Source organism: Enterobacter cloacae complex sp. HYC033_NIDB (assembly GCF_056673335.1).
Genome location: NZ_CP115123.1, coordinates 1,042,534 through 1,068,626, shown reverse-complemented (window position 1 = coordinate 1,068,626; position 26,093 = coordinate 1,042,534). Strand labels below are relative to the sequence as shown.

Annotated in this window: 21 protein-coding genes, 3 rRNA genes and 1 riboswitch; of the genes, 12 read left to right on the top strand and 12 right to left on the bottom strand. The window is 55.7% G+C overall.

What is annotated here, in order from left to right; genetic code table 11:
* Positions 1-14: 14 nt before the first annotated feature.
* The 6 genes from aceA to O1721_RS05065 form a co-directional block, all read right to left on the bottom strand.
* On the bottom strand, positions 15-1,319 hold the full coding sequence (gene aceA, locus O1721_RS05090; RefSeq protein WP_023295753.1) for an isocitrate lyase: 1,305 nt from the start codon (positions 1,317-1,319) through the stop codon (positions 15-17).
* Positions 1,320-1,350: 31 nt separating this feature from the next.
* Positions 1,351-2,952, bottom strand: a complete 1,602-nt coding sequence (aceB, locus tag O1721_RS05085; protein WP_032646862.1) for a malate synthase A — start codon at positions 2,950-2,952, stop codon at positions 1,351-1,353.
* A 270-nt stretch (positions 2,953-3,222) separates the two neighbouring features.
* A complete protein-coding gene (gene metA / locus O1721_RS05080; protein WP_017382604.1) occupies positions 3,223-4,152 on the bottom strand; it encodes a homoserine O-acetyltransferase MetA in 930 nt (309 codons plus the stop codon).
* Positions 4,153-4,369: 217 nt separating this feature from the next.
* Positions 4,370-4,485 (bottom strand): 5S ribosomal RNA (rrf, locus tag O1721_RS05075).
* A 192-nt stretch (positions 4,486-4,677) separates the two neighbouring features.
* A 23S ribosomal RNA gene (locus O1721_RS05070) occupies positions 4,678-7,583 on the bottom strand.
* A 208-nt stretch (positions 7,584-7,791) separates the two neighbouring features.
* Positions 7,792-9,333, bottom strand: a 16S ribosomal RNA gene (locus O1721_RS05065).
* Together the 16S, 23S and 5S rRNA genes form the textbook arrangement of a ribosomal RNA operon.
* Positions 9,334-9,896: 563 nt before the next feature.
* Here O1721_RS05065 and purH point away from each other — a divergent pair.
* Together purH and purD are read left to right on the top strand one after the other, a co-directional pair.
* Positions 9,897-11,486: a bifunctional phosphoribosylaminoimidazolecarboxamide formyltransferase/IMP cyclohydrolase gene (gene purH, locus O1721_RS05060; protein ID WP_032646859.1), complete on the top strand. Its 1,590-nt coding sequence runs from the start codon at positions 9,897-9,899 to the stop codon at positions 11,484-11,486.
* Positions 11,487-11,501: 15 nt separating this feature from the next.
* Complete coding sequence (gene purD, locus O1721_RS05055) at positions 11,502-12,794, top strand: phosphoribosylamine--glycine ligase (protein WP_015569963.1); 1,293 nt, start codon at positions 11,502-11,504, stop codon at positions 12,792-12,794.
* Positions 12,795-12,841: 47 nt separating this feature from the next.
* Here purD and O1721_RS05050 read toward each other — a convergent pair whose 3' ends face one another.
* The 6 genes from O1721_RS05050 to nudC form a co-directional block, all read right to left on the bottom strand.
* The gene (locus tag O1721_RS05050) at positions 12,842-13,534 is read right to left on the bottom strand and encodes a DUF1481 domain-containing protein (protein WP_017384076.1); all 693 of its coding nucleotides are present in this window, start codon (positions 13,532-13,534) and stop codon (positions 12,842-12,844) included.
* Between the two features lie 11 nt (positions 13,535-13,545).
* Positions 13,546-13,818, bottom strand: a complete 273-nt coding sequence (gene hupA / locus O1721_RS05045) for a nucleoid-associated protein HU-alpha (protein WP_002445246.1) — start codon at positions 13,816-13,818, stop codon at positions 13,546-13,548.
* Between the two features lie 186 nt (positions 13,819-14,004).
* Positions 14,005-14,595, bottom strand: a complete 591-nt coding sequence (locus O1721_RS05040) for a YjaG family protein (protein ID WP_032646857.1) — start codon at positions 14,593-14,595, stop codon at positions 14,005-14,007.
* 41 nt (positions 14,596-14,636) lie between these two features.
* The gene (gene nfi, locus O1721_RS05035; RefSeq protein WP_032646856.1) at positions 14,637-15,308 is read right to left on the bottom strand and encodes a deoxyribonuclease V; all 672 of its coding nucleotides are present in this window, start codon (positions 15,306-15,308) and stop codon (positions 14,637-14,639) included.
* A gap of 9 nt (positions 15,309-15,317) precedes the next feature.
* A complete protein-coding gene (hemE, locus tag O1721_RS05030; RefSeq protein WP_022650209.1) occupies positions 15,318-16,382 on the bottom strand; it encodes a uroporphyrinogen decarboxylase in 1,065 nt (354 codons plus the stop codon).
* Positions 16,383-16,420: 38 nt separating this feature from the next.
* Complete coding sequence (nudC, locus tag O1721_RS05025; protein ID WP_015569966.1) at positions 16,421-17,194, bottom strand: NAD(+) diphosphatase; 774 nt, start codon at positions 17,192-17,194, stop codon at positions 16,421-16,423.
* 95 nt (positions 17,195-17,289) lie between these two features.
* Here nudC and O1721_RS05020 point away from each other — a divergent pair, with 95 nt between their 5' ends.
* The 10 genes from O1721_RS05020 (at position 17,290) to O1721_RS04975 (ending at position 26,075) form a co-directional block, all read left to right on the top strand.
* Positions 17,290-17,787, top strand: a complete 498-nt coding sequence (locus tag O1721_RS05020) for an Rsd/AlgQ family anti-sigma factor (protein WP_017384077.1) — start codon at positions 17,290-17,292, stop codon at positions 17,785-17,787.
* A gap of 54 nt (positions 17,788-17,841) precedes the next feature.
* Positions 17,842-17,951: riboswitch (TPP riboswitch) on the top strand.
* Between the two features lie 79 nt (positions 17,952-18,030).
* A complete protein-coding gene (thiC, locus tag O1721_RS05015; protein ID WP_032646854.1) occupies positions 18,031-19,926 on the top strand; it encodes a phosphomethylpyrimidine synthase ThiC in 1,896 nt (631 codons plus the stop codon).
* Complete coding sequence (gene thiE / locus O1721_RS05010) at positions 19,926-20,567, top strand: thiamine phosphate synthase (protein ID WP_032646852.1); 642 nt, start codon at positions 19,926-19,928, stop codon at positions 20,565-20,567. Before thiC ends, thiE begins: the two co-directional genes overlap by 1 nt.
* On the top strand, positions 20,554-21,309 hold the full coding sequence (thiF, locus tag O1721_RS05005) for a thiazole biosynthesis adenylyltransferase ThiF (RefSeq protein WP_023302918.1): 756 nt from the start codon (positions 20,554-20,556) through the stop codon (positions 21,307-21,309). The genes thiE and thiF overlap by 14 nt, the downstream gene beginning before the upstream one ends.
* Positions 21,293-21,493 (top strand): sulfur carrier protein ThiS, encoded by a 201-nt coding sequence (thiS, locus tag O1721_RS05000; protein ID WP_015569971.1) that lies wholly within the window; start codon positions 21,293-21,295, stop codon positions 21,491-21,493. Before thiF ends, thiS begins: the two co-directional genes overlap by 17 nt.
* 1 nt (position 21,494) lies before the next feature.
* A complete protein-coding gene (thiG, locus tag O1721_RS04995) occupies positions 21,495-22,262 on the top strand; it encodes a thiazole synthase (RefSeq protein WP_023302917.1) in 768 nt (255 codons plus the stop codon).
* Entirely contained in the window at positions 22,262-23,389 is a 1,128-nt protein-coding gene (gene thiH / locus O1721_RS04990; RefSeq protein WP_032646849.1) for a 2-iminoacetate synthase ThiH, read from the top strand. The genes thiG and thiH overlap by 1 nt, the downstream gene beginning before the upstream one ends.
* Before the next feature lie 338 nt (positions 23,390-23,727).
* Positions 23,728-25,269, top strand: a complete 1,542-nt coding sequence (locus O1721_RS04985) for a sensor domain-containing diguanylate cyclase (RefSeq protein WP_023302916.1) — start codon at positions 23,728-23,730, stop codon at positions 25,267-25,269.
* Between the two features lie 180 nt (positions 25,270-25,449).
* On the top strand, positions 25,450-25,758 hold the full coding sequence (locus O1721_RS04980; protein ID WP_010425948.1) for a PTS sugar transporter subunit IIB: 309 nt from the start codon (positions 25,450-25,452) through the stop codon (positions 25,756-25,758).
* The gene (locus O1721_RS04975) at positions 25,758-26,075 is read left to right on the top strand and encodes a PTS lactose/cellobiose transporter subunit IIA (protein WP_003862327.1); all 318 of its coding nucleotides are present in this window, start codon (positions 25,758-25,760) and stop codon (positions 26,073-26,075) included. The genes O1721_RS04980 and O1721_RS04975 overlap by 1 nt, the downstream gene beginning before the upstream one ends.
* Positions 26,076-26,093: the final 18 nt, after the last annotated feature.

The window sequence follows — 26,093 nt, the reverse complement described above, 5'->3', positions numbered from 1 at the left end:
AGAGGGGGAAAAGATTAGAACTGTGCTTCTTCCGTCGAGCCCGTTAATGCCGTGACGGAGGAGGCCCCGCCCTGAATAATCGTGGTCACATTATCGAAGTAGCCGGTTCCCACTTCCTGCTGGTGCGAAACGAAGGTATATCCTTCTTTGCCCGCCGCAAATTCTGGCTGCTGCACCTTCTCAACATAGTGTTTCATGCCTTCGCCCTGCGCGTAGGCGTGCGCCAGGTCGAACATGTTGAACCACATGCTGTGGATACCCGCCAGGGTGATGAACTGGTACTTGTAGCCCATATCTGACAATTGCTGCTGGAAGCTGGCGATGGTCGTATCGTCCAGATTCTTTTGCCAGTTGAAGGACGGCGAACAGTTATAGGCCAGCAGCTTGCCCGGATACTTCGCATGAATCGCATCGGCAAAGCGCTTCGCCAGCGCCAGATCCGGCGTGGAGGTTTCACACCAGACCAGGTCGGCGTAAGGGGCATACGCCAGGCCGCGGCTGATCGCCTGTTCAATACCGGCATGTGTGCGATAGAACCCTTCGCTGGTACGTTCGCCGGTAATGAATTCGCTGTCATACGGGTCGCAGTCAGAGGTGATCAGGTCCGCCGCGTCCGCATCGGTACGGGCAATCACCAGCGTCGGCACGCCGAGCACGTCAGCAGCCAGACGCGCGGCAACCAGCTTCTGGATCGCTTCCTGGGTTGGCACCAGCACTTTCCCGCCCATATGCCCGCACTTCTTCACCGACGCCAGCTGATCTTCAAAGTGAACGGCCGCTGCACCGGCCTCAATCATGGATTTCATCAGCTCAAAGGCGTTCAGCACGCCGCCGAAACCGGCTTCCGCATCGGCGACGATCGGCAGGAAATAGTCGATAAAACGCGGATCGTGGGGTTCGATACCCGCGGCCCACTGGATCTGATCCGCACGGCGGAAGGTATTGTTGATCCGATCCACCACTGACGGCACCGAGTTCGCCGGATAAAGAGATTGATCCGGATACATGCTGGAGGCAAGGTTAGCATCCGCCGCGACCTGCCAGCCGGAAAGATAGATAGCCTCAATGCCGGCCTTCGCCTGCTGCAATGCCTGACCGCCGGTCAGCGCGCCGAGGCTGTTGATATAGCCTTTTTTAGACCCCCCATGCAGCAGATCCCACATTTTCGCCGCGCCGTTCTGCGCCAGCGTACATTCCGGGTTAACCGAGCCGCGTAACTTCACCACTTCCTCTGCGCTGTACGGACGGCGAATGCCTTCCCAGCGTGGTTGGGTCCACTCTTTTTGTAACTCTTCGATCTGTTGGGTACGGGTTTTCATGTGCAGATGCTCCATATTGTTATGTGGTGAATTACGCCAGGAAGCGGTAGCCCGGCAGGGTCAGGAAGTCGATTAAGTCATCAGAGGTGGTGATTTGCTCCATCAGACGTGCGGCATCGTCAAAACGCCCACTGCTGAAGCGGTGCTCGCCCAGTTCGTCCTGGATGACCCGCATCTCTTCGGCCAGCATCTGACGGAACAGGGCTTTGGTTACCGGTTTGCCGTTGCTGAGCGTTTTTTGATGATGGATCCACTGCCAGATGGAGGTACGTGAAATTTCCGCCGTGGCGGCATCTTCCATCAGGCCGTAGATCGGCACGCAGCCGTTGCCTGAGATCCATGCCTCGATGTACTGCACGGCGACGCGAATGTTGGCGCGCATCCCCTCTTCCGTGCGTTCGCCCGCACACGGCGCCAGCAACTGTTCTTCTGCGATTGGCGCATCGTCTTCACGGGTGACAAACAGCTGGTTTTTGTTGTCGCCGAGTACGCGGTTAAAGACTTCCATCGCCGTATCGGCCAGACCAGGATGGGCAATCCACGTCCCGTCGTGGCCATTACGGGCTTCCAGCTCTTTATCGGCTTTCACCTTGTTGAGCACCTGATTGTTACGCTCTGCGTCTTTGCTCGGGATAAACGCCGCCATACCGCCCATCGCAAAGGCGCCGCGTTTGTGGCAGGTCTTAATCAGCAGGCGCGAGTAGGCGCTGAGGAACGGTTTATCCATGGTGACAACCTGACGATCCGGCAATACCCGGTCGGTATGGTTTTTCAGGGTTTTGATGTAGCTGAAGATGTAATCCCAACGGCCGCAGTTCAGGCCCACAATATGGTCACGCAGCGCATGGAGGATCTCATGCATCTGGAATACGGCAGGCAGGGTTTCAATCAGCAGCGTGGCCTTAATGGTGCCGCGCGGCAGGCCAAAGCGGTCTTCTGCGTAGCTGAAGACTTCACTCCACCACGCCGCTTCCTGCCAGGACTGGGTTTTCGGCAGATAGAAATAGGGGCCGCTGCCTTTCGCCAGCAGGTTTTTATAGTTGTGAAAGAAGTACAGCGCAAAGTCGAACAGGCTGCCCGGAATCGCTTCTCCGCGCCAGGTGACGTGTTTTTCTGGCAAATGCAGACCGCGTACGCGGCAGATCAGCACCGCCGGATTCGGTTTGAGCTGGTAAATTTTACCGGCTTCGTTGGTATAGCTGATGGTGCCGTTGACGGCGTCGCGCAGGTTGATCTGCCCGTCGATAACTTTCTGCCAGTCCGGCGCGAGGGAATCTTCGAAGTCCGCCATAAATACTTTGACGTTGGCATTCATGGCGTTGATCACCATTTTGCGCTCTACCGGACCGGTGATCTCTACGCGACGATCCTGTAAATCTTCAGGGATTCCGCGAATTTTCCATTCACCATGACGAATGGAAGCGGTTTCCGAAATAAACCCTGGCAACTTGCCGTTATCGATCTCCTGCTGTTGATGAATGCGCGCCGCCAGCAGTTTATTACGCTGTGGCGTAAAGCGAGTCACCAGTTCAGTCAGAAACTCTACCGCTTCTGCCGTCAAAACTTGCTGTTCTTGTTCACCATTCGGCTGGGTAAAGGTCAGTTCATCGACCGTTGTTGCCTGTTGAGTCATCGTTCTGCTCCTCATCAAAGATCCAAAATCACGCCCCCGACGCGAGCGAAAGATCGTTGTGTAGTTTTCGCTCAGCAGAATTAAGACTATCTATAATTTTTCCAAAATCAAAAACAATTTCCATTTTAATTGAGTTATGCGTGCAATGATTTGATTAATATGAAATTAAAGTTATTCACGATGTTGAGTTGGATTTCGGAAATAAAAAAGGCACCCGAAGGTGCCTGATCTGAATAGCTGAAACGCTTTAGGATCGTTTAATGCAGACGATTACTCCAGCGTCGGATTCATGTGGCGCAGATCGTACGGCGTAATCTGGTAGACGTAATAGTTGAGCCAGTTGGTAAACAGCAAATTTCCGTGGCTACGCCAGGTTGCCCGAGGCGTGTTTTGCGGATCGTTTTTCGGGAAATAGTTGTACGGGACATCCGGATTCAGACCCGCTTCAACGTCACGAAAATACTCTGACGCGAGGGTATGCGGATCGTACTCAGGATGGCCGGTAACGAACGCGATGCGTTTGTCTTTACTGGCGAACAGGTAGGCATCGCCGTCTTCCGTTTCGGCCAGGATTTCCAGGTCGGTGTAATCGCGGATCAGCTGTGCCGGAAAATCGGCGTAGCGAGAATGCGGGGCCAGGAAAGTGTCATCGAAACCACGCGTCAGCAGCGCATGCGGGTGAAGAATGTGGTGTTCGTATACGCCAGAAAGTTTGTCGCTGCGGGTTTGCTTGGGAATGCCATAGAGGATATTCAGTGCAGCCTGTACCGCCCAACAGACAAACAAGGTGGACGTGACGTGATCTTTTGCCCATTCCAGCACCTGCCTGATCTGTGGCCAGTAGGCAACGTCATTAAATTCCACCAGACCCAGCGGTGCGCCGGTGACGATCAGCCCATCGAAATTCTCATCGCGAATATCTTCAAAATTACAGTAGAAGTTATTCAGATGCTCAGCAGGCGTGTTGCGTGACTCACGCGCGTCAATCCGCAGCAGCTGGATATCAACCTGAAGCGGAGAGTTGGAGAGCAAACGCAGGAACTGGTTCTCCGTTTCGATCTTCTTTGGCATCAGATTAAGGATCAGCACCTTCAGCGGGCGAATTTCCTGACCAGAAGCACGCGAAGTTGTCATTACGAAGACATTCTCTTCACGCAAGAAATTGACGGCTGGTAGCTCGTCCTGCACCCGAATCGGCATAACCTTAAATCCTCACAGCATACGTATAAACGTTTAGACATCCAGACAGCTAACGATACCCAGAAACCGGCTTAATGTCGAGTCTGCAAGCGAAAGGTGAGAAAGTTTCAAGGAGGGAAAGCATGTAGGGCGGGTAAGGCTGGGCCACCACCCGACTTTTCAGAACGCACAAAGCAAAAAACCCCGCACCTTACGGTACGGGGTTCTTTTAATTGATGCCTGGCAGTTCCCTACTCTCACATGGGGAGACCCCACACTACCATCGGCGCTACGGCGTTTCACTTCTGAGTTCGGCATGGGGTCAGGTGGGACCACCGCGCTACAGCCGCCAGGCAAATTCTTGTGCTCTGTCCTGTGTCTTTCGCACTGATACTGCGTTGGCTGCTCTCGTAAAGTCAGTCACATACCTCAGTATGCTCCTTCCTTTCCTTCGTTTGCCGCCTTGTCTCAGCGCAAAATCCTTCGGACTCTGAATCTAAGCTGAAAATCGTGTCTGTCTCTTCGCCAAAACAGCTTCGGCGTTGTAAGGTTAAGCCTCACGGTTCATTAGTATCGGTTAGCTCAACGCATCGCTGCGCTTACACACCCGACCTATCAACGTCGTCGTCTTCAACGTTCCTTCAGGAGACTTAAAGTCTCAGGGAGAACTCATCTCGGGGCAAGTTTCGTGCTTAGATGCTTTCAGCACTTATCTCTTCCGCATTTAGCTACCGGGCAGTGCCATTGGCATGACAACCCGAACACCAGTGATGCGTCCACTCCGGTCCTCTCGTACTAGGAGCAGCCCCCCTCAATTCTCCAGCGCCCACGGCAGATAGGGACCGAACTGTCTCACGACGTTCTAAACCCAGCTCGCGTACCACTTTAAATGGCGAACAGCCATACCCTTGGGACCTACTTCAGCCCCAGGATGTGATGAGCCGACATCGAGGTGCCAAACACCGCCGTCGATATGAACTCTTGGGCGGTATCAGCCTGTTATCCCCGGAGTACCTTTTATCCGTTGAGCGATGGCCCTTCCATTCAGAACCACCGGATCACTATGACCTGCTTTCGCACCTGCTCGCGCCGTCACGCTCGCAGTCAAGCTGGCTTATGCCATTGCACTAACCTCCTGATGTCCGACCAGGATTAGCCAACCTTCGTGCTCCTCCGTTACTCTTTGGGAGGAGACCGCCCCAGTCAAACTACCCACCAGACACTGTCCGCAACCCGGGTAACGGGTCTACGTTAGAACACCAGCCATTAAAGGGTGGTATTTCAAGGGCGGCTCCACGCAGACTGGCGTCCACGCTTCAAAGCCTCCCACCTATCCTACACATCAAGGACCAGTGTTCAGTGTCAAGCTATAGTAAAGGTTCACGGGGTCTTTCCGTCTTGCCGCGGGTACACTGCATCTTCACAGCGAGTTCAATTTCACTGAGTCTCGGGTGGAGACAGCCTGGCCATCATTACGCCATTCGTGCAGGTCGGAACTTACCCGACAAGGAATTTCGCTACCTTAGGACCGTTATAGTTACGGCCGCCGTTTACCGGGGCTTCGATCAAGAGCTTCGCCTTACAGCTAACCCCATCAATTAACCTTCCGGCACCGGGCAGGCGTCACACCGTATACGTCCACTTTCGTGTTTGCACAGTGCTGTGTTTTTAATAAACAGTTGCAGCCAGCTGGTATCTTCGACTGATTTCAGCTCCGTCCGCAGGGACTTCACCTACACATCAGCGTGCCTTCTCCCGAAGTTACGGCACCATTTTGCCTAGTTCCTTCACCCGAGTTCTCTCAAGCGCCTTGGTATTCTCTACCTGACCACCTGTGTCGGTTTGGGGTACGATTTCGTGTTACCTGATGCTTAGAGGCTTTTCCTGGAAGCAGGGCATTTATCACTTCAGCACCGTAGTGCCTCGTCATCACACCTCAGCGTTAATAAGGTACCGGATTTACCTGGAACCTCCGCCTACATGCTTAAACCGGGACAACCGTCGCCCGGCTGACATAGCCTTCTCCGTCCCCCCTTCGCAGTAACACCAAGTACAGGAATATTAACCTGTTTCCCATCGACTACGCCTTTCGGCCTCGCCTTAGGGGTCGACTCACCCTGCCCCGATTAACGTTGGACAGGAACCCTTGGTCTTCCGGCGAGCGGGCTTTTCACCCGCTTTATCGTTACTTATGTCAGCATTCGCACTTCTGATACCTCCAGCATGCCTCACAGCACACCTTCAACGGCTTACAGAACGCTCCCCTACCCAACAACGCATAAGCGTCGCTGCCGCAGCTTCGGTGCATGGTTTAGCCCCGTTACATCTTCCGCGCAGGCCGACTCGACCAGTGAGCTATTACGCTTTCTTTAAATGATGGCTGCTTCTAAGCCAACATCCTGGCTGTCTGTGCCTTCCCACATCGTTTCCCACTTAACCATGACTTTGGGACCTTAGCTGGCGGTCTGGGTTGTTTCCCTCTTCACGACGGACGTTAGCACCCGCCGTGTGTCTCCCGTGATAACATTCTTCGGTATTCGTAGTTTGCATCGGGTTGGTAAGCCGGGATGGCCCCCTAGCCGAAACAGTGCTCTACCCCCGAAGATGAGTTCACGAGGCGCTACCTAAATAGCTTTCGGGGAGAACCAGCTATCTCCCGGTTTGATTGGCCTTTCACCCCCAGCCACAGGTCATCCGCTAATTTTTCAACATTAGTCGGTTCGGTCCTCCAGTTAGTGTTACCCAACCTTCAACCTGCCCATGGCTAGATCACCGGGTTTCGGGTCTATACCCTGCAACTTAACGCCCAGTTAAGACTCGGTTTCCCTTCGGCTCCCCTATACGGTTAACCTTGCTACAGAATATAAGTCGCTGACCCATTATACAAAAGGTACGCAGTCACCCCATAAAGAGGCTCCCACTGCTTGTACGTACACGGTTTCAGGTTCTTTTTCACTCCCCTCGCCGGGGTTCTTTTCGCCTTTCCCTCACGGTACTGGTTCACTATCGGTCAGTCAGGAGTATTTAGCCTTGGAGGATGGTCCCCCCATATTCAGACAGGATACCACGTGTCCCGCCCTACTCTTCGAGTTCACAGCAAGTGTGCTTTCGTGTACGGGACTATCACCCTGTACCGTCGGACTTTCCAGACCGTTCCACTAACACACAAGCTGATTCAGACTCCGGGCTGCTCCCCGTTCGCTCGCCGCTACTGGGGGAATCTCGGTTGATTTCTTTTCCTCGGGGTACTTAGATGTTTCAGTTCCCCCGGTTCGCCTCGTTAACCTATGTATTCAGTTAACGATAGTGCAACGGATTGCACTGGGTTTCCCCATTCGGACATCGCCGGGTCAAAGGTTCATATCACCTCGCCGGCGCTTTTCGCAGATTAGCACGTCCTTCATCGCCTCTGACTGCCAGGGCATCCACCGTGTACGCTTAGTCGCTTAACCTCACAACCCGAAGATGTTTCTTTCGATTCATCATCGACTTGCGAAAATTTGAGAGACTCGAACACACATGAGCTGTGTGTCGTTTCAATTTTCAGCTTGATCCAGATTTTTAAAGAGCAAAACTTCTTAATGCACTCAAAAGTACATTCAGAAGTTCATCATTCATCAGACAATCTGTGTGAGCACTACAAAGGCAGGTTCTTTAAGGTAAGGAGGTGATCCAACCGCAGGTTCCCCTACGGTTACCTTGTTACGACTTCACCCCAGTCATGAATCACAAAGTGGTAAGCGCCCTCCCGAAGGTTAAGCTACCTACTTCTTTTGCAACCCACTCCCATGGTGTGACGGGCGGTGTGTACAAGGCCCGGGAACGTATTCACCGTGGCATTCTGATCCACGATTACTAGCGATTCCGACTTCATGGAGTCGAGTTGCAGACTCCAATCCGGACTACGACGCACTTTATGAGGTCCGCTTGCTCTCGCGAGGTCGCTTCTCTTTGTATGCGCCATTGTAGCACGTGTGTAGCCCTACTCGTAAGGGCCATGATGACTTGACGTCATCCCCACCTTCCTCCAGTTTATCACTGGCAGTCTCCTTTGAGTTCCCGGCCGGACCGCTGGCAACAAAGGATAAGGGTTGCGCTCGTTGCGGGACTTAACCCAACATTTCACAACACGAGCTGACGACAGCCATGCAGCACCTGTCTCAGAGTTCCCGAAGGCACCAATCCATCTCTGGAAAGTTCTCTGGATGTCAAGAGTAGGTAAGGTTCTTCGCGTTGCATCGAATTAAACCACATGCTCCACCGCTTGTGCGGGCCCCCGTCAATTCATTTGAGTTTTAACCTTGCGGCCGTACTCCCCAGGCGGTCGACTTAACGCGTTAGCTCCGGAAGCCACGCCTCAAGGGCACAACCTCCAAGTCGACATCGTTTACGGCGTGGACTACCAGGGTATCTAATCCTGTTTGCTCCCCACGCTTTCGCACCTGAGCGTCAGTCTTTGTCCAGGGGGCCGCCTTCGCCACCGGTATTCCTCCAGATCTCTACGCATTTCACCGCTACACCTGGAATTCTACCCCCCTCTACAAGACTCTAGCCTGCCAGTTTCGAATGCAGTTCCCAGGTTGAGCCCGGGGATTTCACATCCGACTTGACAGACCGCCTGCGTGCGCTTTACGCCCAGTAATTCCGATTAACGCTTGCACCCTCCGTATTACCGCGGCTGCTGGCACGGAGTTAGCCGGTGCTTCTTCTGCGGGTAACGTCAATCGACAAGGTTATTAACCTTATCGCCTTCCTCCCCGCTGAAAGTACTTTACAACCCGAAGGCCTTCTTCATACACGCGGCATGGCTGCATCAGGCTTGCGCCCATTGTGCAATATTCCCCACTGCTGCCTCCCGTAGGAGTCTGGACCGTGTCTCAGTTCCAGTGTGGCTGGTCATCCTCTCAGACCAGCTAGGGATCGTCGCCTAGGTGAGCCGTTACCCCACCTACTAGCTAATCCCATCTGGGCACATCCGATGGCAAGAGGCCCGAAGGTCCCCCTCTTTGGTCTTGCGACGTTATGCGGTATTAGCTACCGTTTCCAGTAGTTATCCCCCTCCATCAGGCAGTTTCCCAGACATTACTCACCCGTCCGCCACTCGTCAGCGAAGCAGCAAGCTGCTTCCTGTTACCGTTCGACTTGCATGTGTTAGGCCTGCCGCCAGCGTTCAATCTGAGCCATGATCAAACTCTTCAATTTAAAAGTTTGATGCTCAATGAATTAAACTTCGTAATGAATTACGTGTTCACTCGTTGAGACTTGGTATTCATTTAGTGTCCGAGGACATTAAGAATCCATGTCACTTTGAGTGCCCACACAGATTGTCTGATAAATTGTTAAAGAGCAGTTGCGACGCGCTTCAGCGCTCTGTCGCGAGGTGGCGTATATTACGCTTTCCTCTTTCAGAGTCAACCCGTTATTTCAGGATTTTTTCTCTTCAACCGACCCGGTTGTTTGTGAAGTGATTCACATGTTCCGTGTCGATGGAGGCGCATTATAGGGAGTTCTCCGCAGGCCGCAACCGCTAAATGACAGAAAAATGACTGACTGCTGCATTCCACAGCAAAACCCCGCCTTATACCTTTTTACGCACAGACTTATCCACAATGATACGAAAAAGTAAAAATGTGCGAGCGTTGCGCAAACGTTTTCGTTAAAATGCTCGCGCTTCACAAGGATGCCTCGTCAGGTGTGTTAGATGAGTTTTTCACAGGAAAATTCATCTAACGCTCTCTGTAATCGTGAAATCCAGGGGATTTACCATGCAACAACGTCGTCCAGTCCGCCGCGCTCTGCTCAGTGTTTCTGATAAAGCCGGTATCGTCGAATTCGCTCAGGCACTTTCTGCACGTGGCGTAGAGCTGCTTTCTACAGGCGGTACCGCTCGCCTGTTAGCAGATAAAGGTCTGCCGGTAACCGAAGTGTCCGATTACACCGGTTTCCCGGAAATGATGGATGGACGTGTCAAAACCCTGCACCCGAAAGTGCACGGCGGTATTCTGGGTCGTCGCGGTCAGGACGACGGCATTATGGAGCAGCACAATATTACCCCCATCGACATGGTGGTTGTTAACCTCTACCCGTTCGCCCAGACCGTTGCCCGCGAAGGCTGTTCTCTGGAAGACGCTGTTGAGAATATCGACATCGGCGGCCCGACCATGGTGCGCTCCGCAGCCAAGAACCATAAAGATGTGGCCATCGTGGTAAAGAGCAGTGACTACAACGCCATTATTAATGAGATGGATGCCAACGAAGGGTCCCTGACGCTTGAAACGCGTTTCGATCTCGCCATCAAAGCCTTCGAGCATACCGCCGCCTACGACAGCATGATCGCCAACTATTTCGGTAGCCTGGTACCTGCCTACCACGGTGAAAGCAAAGATCCATCTGGCCGCTTCCCGCGCACGCTGAACCTGAACTTCATTAAGAAGCAGGATATGCGTTACGGTGAGAACAGCCACCAGCAGGCTGCCTTCTATATAGAAGAAGAGGTAAAAGAAGCCTCTGTAGCGACTGCCCAGCAGGTTCAGGGCAAAGCGCTCTCCTATAACAACATTGCCGATACCGACGCCGCGCTGGAATGCGTGAAAGAGTTCAGCGAGCCAGCCTGCGTTATCGTCAAGCACGCCAACCCATGCGGCGTTGCGGTAAGTGCGTCTATTCTGGAAGCTTACGATCGCGCCTACAAAACCGACCCGACCTCCGCGTTCGGCGGCATTATCGCCTTCAACCGCGAGCTGGATGCAGAAACCGCGCAGGCCATCATCTCCCGTCAGTTTGTCGAAGTGATCATCGCGCCATCAGCATCCGAAGAGGCGCTGAAAATCACCGCGGCGAAACAGAACGTGCGCGTACTGGTTTGCGGCCAGTGGGCAGAGCGCGTTCCAGGCCTGGACTTCAAGCGCGTGAACGGCGGGCTGCTGGTTCAGGACCGCGATCTGGGTATGGTGGGCGAAGCCGATCTGCGTGTCGTCACCAAACGTCAGCCAACCGAGCAGGAACTGCGTGACGCGCTGTTCTGCTGGAAAGTGGCGAAGTTCGTGAAATCCAACGCCATCGTCTACGCCAAAGAGAACATGACCATCGGAATAGGCGCAGGCCAGATGAGCCGCGTTTACTCTGCGAAAATCGCGGGTATTAAAGCAGGTGACGAAGGTCTGGAAGTCAAAGGTTCCGCCATGGCCTCTGACGCCTTCTTCCCGTTCCGCGACGGTATCGATGCGGCCGCTGCTGTGGGCATCACCTGTGTGATCCAGCCTGGCGGTTCAATCCGTGATGACGAAGTGATTGCCGCTGCCGACGAGCATGGCATCGCAATGATCTTCACCGACATGCGCCACTTCCGCCATTAATTCCCGGAGCAGAAAATGAAAGTATTAGTGATTGGTAACGGCGGGCGCGAGCACGCCCTGGCGTGGAAAGCAGCGCAGTCTCCGCAGGTTGAAACCGTCTTTGTGGCACCGGGTAACGCCGGGACCGCGCTGGAGCCCGCACTACAGAACGTCGCCATCGGCGTAACCGACATCCCGGCGCTGCTGAGCTTTGCCCAAAACGAGAATATCGATCTGACGATTGTTGGCCCGGAAGCACCGCTGGTGATCGGCGTTGTAGATGCCTTCCGCGCCGCGGGCCTGAAAATTTTCGGCCCAACGGAAGGGGCTGCGCAGCTGGAAGGCTCAAAAGCCTTCACCAAAGATTTTCTCGCGCGTCATAACATCCCGACGGCGGAATATCAGAACTTCACCGAGGTAGAGCCTGCTCTGGCTTACCTGCGTGAAAAAGGCGCGCCGATTGTGATCAAAGCCGACGGCCTGGCTGCCGGGAAAGGCGTTATCGTGGCGATGACCCTCGAAGAAGCGGAAGCCGCCGTGCAGGATATGCTGGCGGGTAACGCCTTTGGCGACGCGGGCCACCGCATCGTGATTGAAGAGTTCCTCGACGGCGAAGAAGCGAGTTTTATCGTGATGGTTGACGGCGAGCACGTTCTGCCGATGGCGACCAGCCAGGATCACAAGCGCGTAGGCAATGCCGACACGGGGCCAAACACCGGCGGGATGGGAGCTTACTCCCCTGCTCCGGTGGTCACTGACGAAGTACACCAGCGCACCATGGACCGCATCATCTGGCCAACCGTGAAAGGGATGGCTGCGGAAGGCAATACCTACACCGGTTTCCTTTACGCAGGCCTGATGATCGACAAGCAGGGTAACCCGAAGGTGATTGAATTCAACTGCCGCTTCGGCGATCCGGAAACCCAGCCGATCATGCTGCGCATGAAGTCCGATCTGGTTGATCTGTGTCTGGCGGCGTGCGAAGGCAAGCTGGACGAGAAAACTTCCGAGTGGGACGAACGTGCCTCTTTAGGTGTGGTGATTGCTGCGGGTGGCTATCCGGGTAGCTACAACACCGGAGATGAGATCCACGGCCTGCCGCTGGAAGAGATTGACGGTGCGAAGGTGTTCCACGCCGGTACAAAGCTCTCTGACGACGACCGCGTGCTCACCAACGGCGGTCGCGTGCTGTGTGCGACCGCGCTGGGCCAGACCGTGGCAGAGGCGCAGAAGCGCGCCTATGCGCTGATGGCGGATATTCACTGGAATGGCAGCTTCAGCCGCCAGGATATCGGCTATCGTGCCATTGCGCGGGAGCAGGGAGAGTAATTTCCCCCTCACCCTAACCCTCTCCCTCAAGGGAGAGGGGACTTAAATCAAAAACTCTTTTCCGTCGGCTGCCAGGTGCAGAAATCTTCATTCGCCACCAGCAACAGCTGAGAGCCTTCCGGCGCTTCCAGCCATGCCACACTCACCTCCACAGATGAATGCCGTTGACGACGCTGAATGTGTTCGGTTGCCCAGGATTCAAGCTCAGGCTTCACCGTCTGCCCTTCGCAGGTGGTCACCGTGCCGTCGGCATGCCAGCGCCCCTGGCGCAGCACCACGCGGCCCTGACGCAGCGCATCGCTGGTCTGGCGGAGTTGTTCAGCACGGTAGCGGTAGAGAGCGACCTGATCGCTGGAAAGCTGCTGTTTCAGTCCACTGACCTCATGCTGCATAAAGCTCAGCTCGCCGTGGTCGTCGAAACGCACCTTCACGTGTTCGGGAGTCTTACTGTAGATATTCAGTTCAATGAGCGACAGCGCATCGCCCTGCCAGCGGTATTCTGCGGTCGAGGTGTTGCCGTTATGCCACGGACTGAATGCGGTGAGCATATGGACTTCATCGCTGGAATCTTTACGCCAGATCCTGACCGCACCCTGGTTGTCAGCGTAGCCGCTGGCGGTAAACGGGGGGAGTGAGGAATCATGGCTACAGGCAGACAGCAACAGTACGCCTGCCAGCGCGAGCGTTCCACGCCAGAATGACAAAAGGGGCGTTGCCGCCCCTTCGTTAAAACTGTTCACTGCCACGCGTCTTACTTAACTGCGTCTTTCAGTGCTTTACCAGAAACAAATGCCGGCACGTTAGCTGCGGCGATTTTGATTTCTTTACCGGTCTGCGGGTTGCGGCCAGTACGCTCAGCGCGGTGGTTCACTTTGAAGGTACCGAAACCAACCAGTTGTACAGCATCGCCTTCTTTCAGAGACTCAGTAATAGCAGCCAGGGTAGATTCCAGAGCAGCTTTAGCCTGCACTTTAGACAGATCAGCCTTGTCCGCAATTACATCAATCAGTTGAGTCTTGTTCATAAGTTATCCTTTCAATGTGTTTATCGCTTGCTAAGCATCGAGTGCGACGAAAATGCCAAAAAAGCACTCTCCTGCATACACGCACCGATAGCCACTTTTTTTCGCCCCCCAAATGTAGACCAGACGGGGGGCGAAAGGGAAGAGTCGAGGAGTGACAAAACAGGCGTTAAATCACGTTTTGTTGTCTCATTGGTTAAAAATTATACCAATATTGCTCTCACCGGCCTCGCGCAGGTCCGCGCGCAGCCCTTTGATCAGCTCAATATCACGTTCTTCACACTCCGCCAGCAGACGGAAAATTTCCCACTGAATATCCCATTCCTGTTCAACCGCCGGGTTAGCGCGCAGCTCTTCGTCGGTCATTTCACGGCCTTCCTGGGTCATTTCCAGCATCGCCACGGTAGTGATAGAGGCCTTACTGACTTCAATGGCATGTTTCAGGGTTTCACCGCTCAGACGGGAGTGGATCAGCTCGCTCAACGCCACACAGGCATCAATGGCCGGGTAGACGCCATACAGGTCGAAATCATCCGCAGCCGGAATAGCCTCTTCCAGCTTTTCGAGCTGAGAGTCAAAATTTACCTTCGCGTCTTTGACCGTCAGCGTCTCCCAGATTAAATCCAGGATACGACGATAAATCTGGCCTTCGCCAAACGCCGTCTGCTTGCAGAACGCGGCATAGTTGGGATACATGCGCTCGCACAGGCAAGCCATAAACGTCACGTGCTGCCAGCTTTCCAGCTTCTCAAGGCGCAGATGAATCGGGTTTTGTAACATGATGATGTCTCGAATCGAAAATTAGCCGCAGTTTACCTGAATCACGGCTGAATTTCCTGCCAACGAATGAATGCCGGACGTGAAGAGGCCACGGCGTCAGCCCAGCGGGTTGGCTCCGGTAAACGGTAGCCCTTCATACAGCGTTGCACCCACGCCAGGGCGCTATCCATGCTGACCCGATGCCCGGTGGCGATAAACAACGGGTTGCAGCGCGCTTTACTGCGCCAGACCCACGCCAGCTGCTCGCCTTTATGGATAAGCGGCGCCAGTGCGCCCGGTTCGGCAGAGAGCGGCTCAAACGCGCCGCACAGGCGTTTTTTCGCTACGCCGATGGTCGGCACGTCCACCAGCAGACCAAAGTGGCTGGCGACGCCTAAGCGACGCGGATGGGAGATACCATGCCCATCAACAAACAGCAGATCGGGTTTTTGCGAGAGTTGCTCCCACGCGGCCAGCAGCGCGGGATATTCGCGGAAGGAGAGAAAGCCGGGGATATAGGGCATGGTGGTGGGGATACGCGCCACCTTGTACTCCACCAGCTCCAGCGAAGGGTATTTCAGCACCACCATCGCCGCTCGCGTCACTTCACCGCCCTGCTCAAACCCGACGTCCGCCCCGCCAATGTACCGCGGAGGGTCCGTATCCAGACGATCCTCGCGGATCACTGATGAAGCCAGTTCGATTTGCTGAGCGCGTAGCGACGCGAGATCCATAACCACTCCTTACTTATGATACTGGGCAGAAAGCCGATGCACCGCCTCCACAAATACGCCAGCGTGTTCTGGCGGTACATCCTGATGAATACCGTGACCGAGGTTGAAGACGTGGCCTTCGCCCTGGCCGAAACCAGACAGTATAGTCGACACTTCTTCTTCGATACGGGCAGGCTGCGCATAGAGCATGGACGGATCCATGTTGCCCTGGAGCGCCACTTTGTCCCCCACGCGACGGCGCGCATCGGCAATATCGGTGGTCCAGTCGAGGCCCAGCGCGTCGCAGCCGGTGGCCGCCATCGCTTCCAGCCACTGACCGCCGCCTTTGGTAAACAGCGTCACCGGCACGCGACGGCCTTCGTTTTCACGCAGCAGGCCATCGACAATTTTGTGCATGTAGTACAGGGAGAACTGCTGATAATCACGTCCGGTCAGCACGCCGCCCCAGGTGTCGAAAATCATCACCGACTGCGCGCCCGCTTTAATCTGCGCGTTGAGATAGAGCGTGACGCTCTTCGCCAGCTTGTCGAGCAGGGCATGCAGGGCCAGCGGCTCGGCGTACATCATCTTTTTGATGACGGTAAAGGCTTTGCTGCTGCCGCCTTCCACCATGTAGGTGGCCAGCGTCCACGGACTACCGGAGAAGCCAATCAGCGGCACGTCGCCTTTCAGTTCGCGGCGAATGGTGCGCACGGCGTTCATCACATAGCCCAGCTCGCCTTCAGGATCGGGGATCGGCAGCTTATCAACGTCGGCTTTGCTTTTGATCGGAGAGGTAAAACGCGGGCCTTCTCCGGTTTCGAAATAGAGCCCAAGGCCCATCGCATCCGGAATGGTGAGAATGTCCGAAAAAAGAATGGCGGCATCGAGCGGGAAGCGGCGCAGCGGCTGGAGCGTCACTTCACAGGCCAGCTCGGCGTTTTTGCACAGCGACATAAAATCGCCTGCCTGCGCGCGCGTGGCTTTGTACTCTGGCAGATAGCGTCCCGCCTGGCGCATCATCCACACCGGGGTGACATCAACGGGCTGGCGCAGCAGCGCACGCAGATAACGATCGTTCTTCAGTTCGGTCATTTTGCAGTTCCTTATTGCGTCAGTCCGTCAGTGTAACACTACTCATACTCGGCCCGACACATTGCCACGGTATCTTCTATCAGGCGACGCGCCACCGTTCCCGGTGGGGGCAGCAGCGGTAAATCGTCGTAGCGATACCAGTTCGCCTCCAGCAGCTCTTTCTGATCGATAACAATCTCGCCGCTGTCGTATTCCGCCATAAACGCGGTCATCAGGGACATCGGGAACGGCCACGGCTGCGACGTCACATAGCGCAGGTTTTTCACCTTAATGCCGCTCTCCTCCATCACCTCGCGCGCCACCGCCTGTTCCAGCGTTTCGCCGACTTCCACGAACCCGGCGAGGACGGTGTGAATGCCGTTGCGATGGCGGGTATGCTGCGCCAGCAGGATGGAATCATCACGGCGGATGGCGACAATGATGCACGGTGCGATTTGCGGGTAGTAGCGTTCACGGCAGTGGCCGCAGAGCATTGCCCACTCGGTTTTGCTCGGGTGCATGGTGTGGCCGCAGTAGCCGCAGTATTTGTGCGAGCGGTAAAACTCCGCCAGCTGCACGCCGCGCCCCGCCAGCTGGAACAGGCCGACATCCCGATCCAACACCTGACGAACGGATCCCATATCCTGACGACGAGCCTGTTGGATCAACCATACCGGATCGCCCTGCCACTCGCCGATCCGCAGCGCCGGTTGGCCGACGAGATCGAAGATGTCTGCCGCACCGTAGGGTATCTCCCCACCGGGCAGCCATAATTTTTGTTCGTGACTGACGATCCACCAACCCAGATCTGATTTTTCAATAATACGATCCATATCTATTGCACTACCTTCGCTTCACTGACATGTTGTTAGCATTATGGTTACATTTTGGATAAGCAGATCCCATTCTAAACCTTATGGAGTCGACCATGTTAAACCAGCTGGAAAGCCTGACTGAGCGCGTTGGAGGAAGTAACACCCTGGTGGATCGCTGGCTACATGTGCGCAAGCATCTACTCGTGGCGTATTACAATCTGGTTGGTCTTAAGCCTGGCAAAGAATCCTTTATGCGGCTGAATGAAAAAGCGCTGGACGACTTCTGTCAGAGCCTGGTCGACTACCTCTCCGACGGCCATTTCAACCTTTATGAACGCATTATCCGCGAAATGGAAGGGACAACGCCGTATTTAGCGGCCAGCAAACTCTGTCCGCTGCTGGAAGCCAACACCCAGCAGATCATGGACTACTACGATTCCACGCTAGAAAACGCTATCGATCACGATAACTATCTTGAGTTTCAGCAGGCGCTTTCCGATCTTGGCGAAGCGCTGGAAGAGCGATTCACGCTGGAAGACAAGCTCATCGCCCTCGTGCTGGACAACAACCTGAATATCAGCACCAGCGATAACGTTGCGCGCCCTGCTTGAGTTCTTAATCGTTAACGAGTAATTTACAACCATTCGCCCCTCTCACGAGGGGGATTTTTCTTGTCGGAGTGCCCAGTGTGAAAGCACGGGCTGAGACCGTTAATTCGGGATCCGCGGAACCTGATCAGGTTAATACCTGCGAAGGGAACAAGAGTCACACTGCTGTTGTATCGCCCCTGAGGCGATCTTCTCTTGCTTCATCCGTCGTCTGACAAGCCATGTCCTTCACATCTGGAATGAGCTATGTCTACAACAAAACTGACCCGCCGCGAACAGCGCGAACACGCACAACGCTTCATCGACACCCTGGAAGGCACCGCTTTCCCGAACTCAACGCGCATCTACATCACCGGTTCACAGGCTGATATCCGCGTGCCGATGCGCGAAATCCAGCTCAGCCCGACGCTTATCGGCGGCAGCAAAGAAAACCCGCAGTTTGAAGACAACGAAGCCGTGCCGGTGTATGACACCTCCGGCCCGTACGGCGACCCTTCTGTTGCTATCAACGTACAGCAGGGTCTGGCAAAACTGCGCCAGCCGTGGATTGACGCCCGTAACGACTGCGAAGAACTGCGCGTGCGCAGCTCGGCGTATACCAACGCGCGCCTGGCCGACGACGGTCTGGACGAGCTGCGCTTTACCGGCCTGCTGACGCCGAAACGCGCTAAAGCGGGCAAATGCGTCACCCAGCTGCACTACGCGCGCCAGGGTATCGTCACGCCGGAGATGGAGTTCATCGCCATCCGCGAAAACATGGGCCGCGAGCGCATCCGCAGCGAAGTGCTGCGCCACCAGCATCCTGGTGAAGGGTTTGGCGCTCGCCTGCCGGAAAACATCACGCCGGAATTTGTGCGTGACGAAGTGGCCGCCGGGCGCGCCATTATCCCCGCCAACATCAATCACCCGGAATCCGAGCCGATGATTATCGGCCGCAACTTCCTGGTGAAGGTCAACGCCAACATCGGCAACTCAGCGGTGACGTCATCCATCGAAGAAGAGGTGGAAAAGCTGGTCTGGTCGACGCGCTGGGGCGCGGACACGGTGATGGACCTTTCCACGGGCCGCTATATTCACGAAACCCGCGAGTGGATCCTGCGTAACAGCCCGGTGCCGATTGGCACCGTCCCGATTTATCAGGCGCTGGAGAAGGTCAACGGCATCGCCGAAAACCTCACCTGGGAAGCGTTCCGCGACACGCTGCTGGAGCAGGCCGAGCAGGGCGTGGACTACTTCACCATCCACGCGGGCGTGCTGCTGCGCTACGTGCCGATGACGGCGAAACGTCTGACCGGTATCGTCTCACGCGGCGGTTCGATTATGGCTAAATGGTGCCTTTCCCATCATCAGGAAAACTTCCTCTACGAGCACTTCCGCGAAATCTGCGAAATTTGCGCCGCGTACGACGTCTCCCTGTCGCTGGGCGACGGCCTGCGTCCTGGCTCCATCCGCGATGCTAACGACGAGGCGCAGTTTGCCGAGCTGCACACGCTGGGCGAGCTGACCAAAATCGCATGGGAGTACGACGTGCAGGTGATGATTGAAGGCCCGGGCCATGTGCCGATGCAGATGATCCGTCGCAACATGACCGAGGAGCTGGAGCACTGCCACGAAGCACCGTTCTACACCCTGGGGCCGTTGACCACCGATATTGCGCCGGGCTACGACCACTTCACGTCAGGCATTGGCGCGGCGATGATCGGCTGGTTCGGCTGCGCCATGCTCTGCTACGTGACGCCGAAAGAGCACCTCGGGCTGCCAAACAAAGAGGACGTGAAGCAGGGGCTGATCACCTACAAGATTGCCGCCCACGCGGCGGATCTGGCGAAAGGCCATCCGGGCGCGCAAATTCGCGACAACGCCATGTCCAAAGCGCGCTTTGAATTCCGCTGGGAAGACCAGTTTAACCTGGCCCTCGATCCGTTCACCGCCCGCGCCTATCACGACGAAACCCTGCCGCAGGAATCGGGCAAAGTTGCTCACTTCTGCTCCATGTGCGGACCTAAATTCTGCTCGATGAAGATCAGCCAGGAAGTACGCGATTACGCCGCCGCGCAGACCATTGAAGTCGGCATGGCGGACATGTCGGAAACCTTCCGCGCGAAAGGCGGCGAAATCTACCTCAAAAAGGAGGAGGCGTAATGTACCAGCCCGATTTCCCCTCCGTGCCCTTCCGCTTAGGGCTTTACCCGGTGGTGGACAGCGTGGAGTGGATCGCCCGCCTGCTGGAAGCTGGCGTTCGCACCCTCCAGCTACGCATTAAGGATAAACGCGATGAAGAGGTGGAGGCCGACGTGATCGCCGCTATCGCGCTGGGACGTCGCTACCACGCCCGCCTGTTTATCAACGACTACTGGCGGCTGGCGGTTAAACACCAGGCGTACGGCGTGCATCTGGGACAGGAAGATCTGGAAACGACCGATCTCAACGCGATCCGTGACGCCGGTCTGCGGCTGGGCGTTTCTACCCACGATGATATGGAGATCGACGTGGCGCTGGCGGCCCGCCCCTCTTACATCGCGCTCGGGCACGTTTTCCCAACGAAAACCAAACAGATGCCGTCCGCTCCACAGGGTTTGACGCAGCTGGCGGCCCACGTTAAGCGCCTTGCCGATTACCCCACCGTCGCCATCGGCGGGATCAGCCTTGAACGTGCGCCCGCGGTGCTGGAGACCGGCGTCGGCAGTATCGCCGTCGTCAGCGCTATCACCCAGGCGGCAGACTGGCAGGCCGCCACCGCGCAGCTTTTACAACTGGCAGGAGCTGGTGATGAAAGATCGTGATTTTATGCGTTACAGCCGCCAGATCCTGCTGGAGGATATCGCCATCGAGGGGCAGCAAAAGCTGCTCGCCAGCCGGGTACTGATTGTCGGTCTGGGCGGATTAGGCACCCCCGCCGCGCTGTATCTGGCCGGCGCGGGCGTGGGCACGCTGGTGCTGGCCGATGACGACGAGGTACATCTCAGCAATCTGCAACGGCAAATTCTCTTTACGACAGAAGATATCAACCAGCCTAAAGCGCACGTTACGCGCCAGCGGCTGAACCAGCTTAACCCCGATATCGAACTGGTCGCACTCCAGACGCGGCTGAGCGGGGAAGATCTGCAACGCGAAGTGGCCCTTGCCGACGTGGTGCTGGACTGTACGGACAATATGGCGACACGTCAGGCCATCAACGCGGCCTGTGTTGCGCAGAACACGCCGCTGATCACCGCCAGCGCGGTCGGTTTCGGTGGGCAAATAATGGTGCTTACGCCGCCGTGGGCACAGGGCTGCTACCGCTGCCTGTGGCCGGACGAGGCTGAACCGGAGCGTAACTGCCGCACGGCAGGCATTCTGGGCCCGGTGGTGGGCGTGATGGGTACTCTTCAGGCGCTGGAGGCCATCAAGTTGCTCAGCGGCATGGAGACAGAACGCAACACGCTGCGGCTGTTCGACGCCCGCTCCAGCGGCTGGCGTCATCTGGCGTTAAACCGTGCCAGCCACTGCCCGGTATGCGGAGGCCGCAATGCGCATTCTGTTTAACGATGAGCCGATGACGTGCGACGACGATCTCACCGTTGCCGCCCTGCTCGACATGCTGCGCCAGCTGAAGCCGGGAACGGCGCTGGCGCTCAATCAACAGATCCTGCCGCGCGAGCGGTGGGAACATCAGCAGGTCAATGAGGGCGACCAGATCCTGCTGTTTCAGGTTATCGCAGGGGGCTGAGATGTTACGTATTGCCGACAAAGTCTTTGATTCACATCTGTTTACCGGAACCGGAAAATTCGCCTCCCCGCAACTGATGGTGGATGCCATTCGTGAAAGCGGCAGCCAGCTGGTGACGCTGGCGATGAAGCGCGTGGATTTGCGTCAGCACAACGATGCCATACTTGCGCCGTTACTGGAGGCAGGCGTGACGCTCTTACCGAATACCTCCGGTGCGAAAACGGCCGAGGAAGCAATTTTCGCTGCGCAACTGGCGCGGGAAGCGCTCGGCACCCGCTGGCTGAAGCTGGAAATTCATCCGGACGCCCGCTGGCTGTTGCCCGATCCGATCGAAACCCTGAAAGCGGCAGAGAAGCTGGTGCAGCAGGGGTTTACCGTTCTGCCCTACTGTGGTGCCGATCCTGTGCTGTGCAAGCGTCTGGAAGAGGTCGGCTGCGCGGCTGTAATGCCGCTAGGGGCGCCCATTGGCTCCAACCAGGGACTGGAGACCCGGGCGATGCTGGAGATCATCATCGAGCAGGCGACCGTGCCCGTGGTGGTGGATGCGGGCATCGGCGTACCCAGTCACGCCGCGCAGGCACTGGAGATGGGGGCCGATGCGGTGCTGGTCAATACCGCGATTGCGGTGGCCGACGACCCGGTGATGATGGCGCGTGCGTTCCGCCTTGCCGTCGAGTCCGGTCTGCTGGCTCGGCAGTCCGGCCCCGGCTCGCGCAGTGTTCAGGCGCAGGCCACCAGCCCGCTGACCGATTTTCTGGAGGCGCTCTGATGGCTACCTTTACCGATCGCTGGCGTCAGCTTAACTGGGACGATATTGCCTTACGCATCAACAGTAAAACCTCTGCGGACGTAGAGCGGGCATTAACAGCCAAACATTTGACGCGCGAAGATTTGATGGCCCTGCTTTCTCCGGCAGCCAGCGCGTACCTTGAACCGATGGCCCAGCACGCGCAACGCCTCACCCGCCAGCGTTTTGGCAACACGGTGAGCTTTTACGTGCCGCTCTATCTTTCTAATCTGTGCGCCAATGACTGCACCTACTGTGGTTTCTCCATGAGCAACCGTATTAAGCGTAAAACGCTGGATGAGCATGAGATCGCCCGCGAGTGTGCGGCTATTCGTGAGATGGGTTTTGAACATCTCCTGCTGGTGACGGGTGAACATCAGGGCAAAGTGGGGATGGACTATTTTCGCCAGCATCTTCCGGCCATCCGCCGCGAATTTGCCTCGTTGCAAATGGAAGTGCAGCCTCTGTCGCAGGAGGAATATGCGGAGCTGAAAACCCTCGGGCTGGACGGCGTAATGGTTTATCAGGAAACCTACCATGAGGCGACCTATGCCCGGCATCACCTGAAAGGGAAGAAGCAGGATTTCATCTTCCGGCTGGAAACGCCGGATAGGCTGGGGCGCGCCGGTATCGATAAAATTGGGCTGGGCGCGCTTATCGGTCTGTCCGACAGCTGGCGGGTGGACTGCTATATGGTGGCGGAGCATCTGCTGTGGCTACAGCAGCAGTACTGGCAAAGCCGCTATTCCATCTCTTTCCCGCGACTGCGTCCCTGTACGGGAGGCGTTGAACCCGCCTCGCTGATGGATGAGCGCCAGCTGGTGCAAACCCTGTGTGCATTTCGCCTGTTCGCGCCGGAAGTGGAATTGTCGCTCTCCACGCGTGAATCCCCCGCGTTTCGCGACCGCGCGATCCCGCTGGCGATCAATAACGTCAGCGCCTTTTCCAAAACGCAGCCGGGCGGTTACGCGGACGATCACCCGGAACTGGAACAGTTTGCACCGCACGACGGCCGACGGCCCGAAGCGGTGGCGGAAGCCCTGACTGCACAGGGGCTACAGCCGGTGTGGAAAGACTGGGATAGCTGGCTGGGAAGAGCCTCGCATTAGCGCTGAAACTGTCTGCAAAAATGCGAAAAGGTTACGAGGCGGCTCGTAAGATCATAACCGGGCGATTGAGGCGATCTGCCCGGTTTTCTTATGCTTAACCACGTCAGCAACGGACGCTGACCAGGGTGAAAATGCTTCTTCCTCGTTTCGCCCTGCCCTCCGCCTCTTAAACAAAATTCAATTGATACAATAAATACGTCGTTTCTTATCTACGCTTAAGATAAATCATCTCGTCGGTAATCGCCTTCTGTATAATTTACTACCAGCAACCGGACAGCGACTATGCTGAGGGTATCGACAGACGCAACGCGTCTACCATCTGGATTGATGTACAACTCATGGCACTCCACAGTAAAAAGCTCTCTTTTACCCGGCCAATTATGGTCAGCTTCGCGGGGATCCTGTTCAGTTTCGCGCTGATCGCCATCCTGGTCATCCTTTCACAGAGAAAGGATTTTCTTGAGGATTATCATAAAATTAATGGTAATTTCACCCATAATCTGGCGGTGAACTATACCGAATCCATCCTGCGAGAAAATGACTATATTCTTGGTCGCGCTGCGATGTACTTCGCCCGTAACGACAGAGTAAATCAGACAATAAATATCGATCCGACACACGGTTTGCAGATGTTGATGCATTTGCAGAACCTGATGCCGACGGTGTCGTCTATCTCTCTGGCGGACACAGAAGGGCGCCATCTGCGCGCGCCGGAAGTGCTGCCAACGGAGAAAAGTAAGTCGTTCGACGCCAGAACCCGCCCATGGTTTGTCGGGCAAGCGGAAGCCAGCAACTTTCCTCACTACACCCGCCCCTATCTGGACTATTTCACCCAACATCCTACTGTCACCCTCTATAAGCCGGTCATTTCACCGGAAGGCCGTCTGAAGGGCACGCTCGCTTTCCATCTTGATTTAACGTCCATGGGGTATACCCTGCGCCAGATGGTGGCGCCTGTTCAGGGTGAGTTTTTTGTCGTGGAGCGTGACGGCGCCGTTGTGCTGCATCCGGACACGGGGGCGCTCTTTAAGCAGTACGTAAGCGAAGCGCTGATGGACAAAATGACCAGCGGCGAAGGCCATCTTTTCGACCCCAAAAGTAAAACCTGGTATTACTACTACTCTTTCACCAATCCGGACTGGTTTGTGATTTATCGGGTCTCCGATGCCACGCTTAACGTCATCACCCGGCATGAAACCACCGTCGTCGGCTGGGGATTTGCGCTGGCGGCAATCATCATCATTTTGTTCGGGCTTTACCTTCGTCATGCCTCGCGTTCTGTGCTGATGAACATTATCAACGCCATCAAAACCGGCGACGTCAACCAGGCACCACGCCTTGAGGCGATGCTCAGCCATACCATTCGAACCAATAAAGAACGCGAGCTGGCCTATGTCCGTCAGGCCACCCATGATGCGCTGACAGGCTGCAAAAATCGCCGTGCGTTCGATAACGATGTGGATGAGCTGCTGACCGCTCATCAACCCTTCGTTCTGGCGCTGATCGACATCGATAACTTCAAATCCATTAACGACACCTGGGGCCACCTGAGCGGGGATATTGTGCTGCGCAACGTGGCGCGGGAAGGTATTCAGATCATGCAGCCGCACCACGTTTCCGTTTACCGCTACGGTGGAGAAGAGTTCGGCGTGATATTCCCGGCCGAGCTGATGAACTCCGCGCACGCGCTACTGGAAGCCTGGCGCACCGCCGTTGAAAAGCGGACCTGGCGGGAAGAGAACCTGCGAGTGACCTTCAGCGCCGGGATGGGAGAGTGGCACTTCGAACCGCTGGAACAATTTATCGGTAGCGTAGATGAAGCGCTGTATACCGCTAAACAACAGGGTAAAAACCGCATCGTAAGCACGGCCTGCCGATAATACCCTTCCTCAAATTCTGCCCGATCTGACGGGCAGAATGCTCTCCGCTGTAAAATTGTAACCGGTTTCAGAAAAATGCCGATTTCTTTGTGATGCCTGACACACAATCGCGGTAAAGCGGTTGTTGAAGCGGTCTGCACGGGATAATTATCAATAAACACATGTAGATCGAGGCTGACTATGAAGAACATCGTTTTATGCTGTGCAGCGGGAATGTCAACCAGCATGCTGGTTCAACGTATGAAAGATGCCGCGCAGAAAAAAGGAGTCGAAGTAACCATTAAAGCCGTTCCGGTCGCGGAGTTTAAAGATAACATCGCGACGGCTGATATCGTATTACTGGGGCCACAGGTTAAATACGAACAGGCAAAACTCCAGGCGCAGGCCGATCCGCTCGGAAAAAAGGTTGCGGTCATCGACATGATGGATTACGGCATGATGAAAGGTGATGCCGTACTGGAAAAAGCGCTCAAACTTCTGGAGTCATAATGGAAGACTTAGAAACCACGATTATGGAACTGCTTGTCAACGCAGGCGCAGCGCGCAGCGCGGCCCTGACGGCGTTGCAGATGGCGCGAAAAGGCGACTTTGATGAAGCCGAGAAAGCGATGGAAGAATCGCGTGAATATGTGAAACATGCGCATACGATCCAGACGCAGCTTATCGGTCTTGATGAAGGGACCGGGAAACTTCCGGTTAACCTGATCACCGTTCACTCTCAGGATCACCTGATGAACGCGATGGTTATTCAGGATCTGGCGGGCGATATGATTGAGCTTTATCGACGTATCCCGTTAGTGAACTGAAGACATACAGATGTAAAA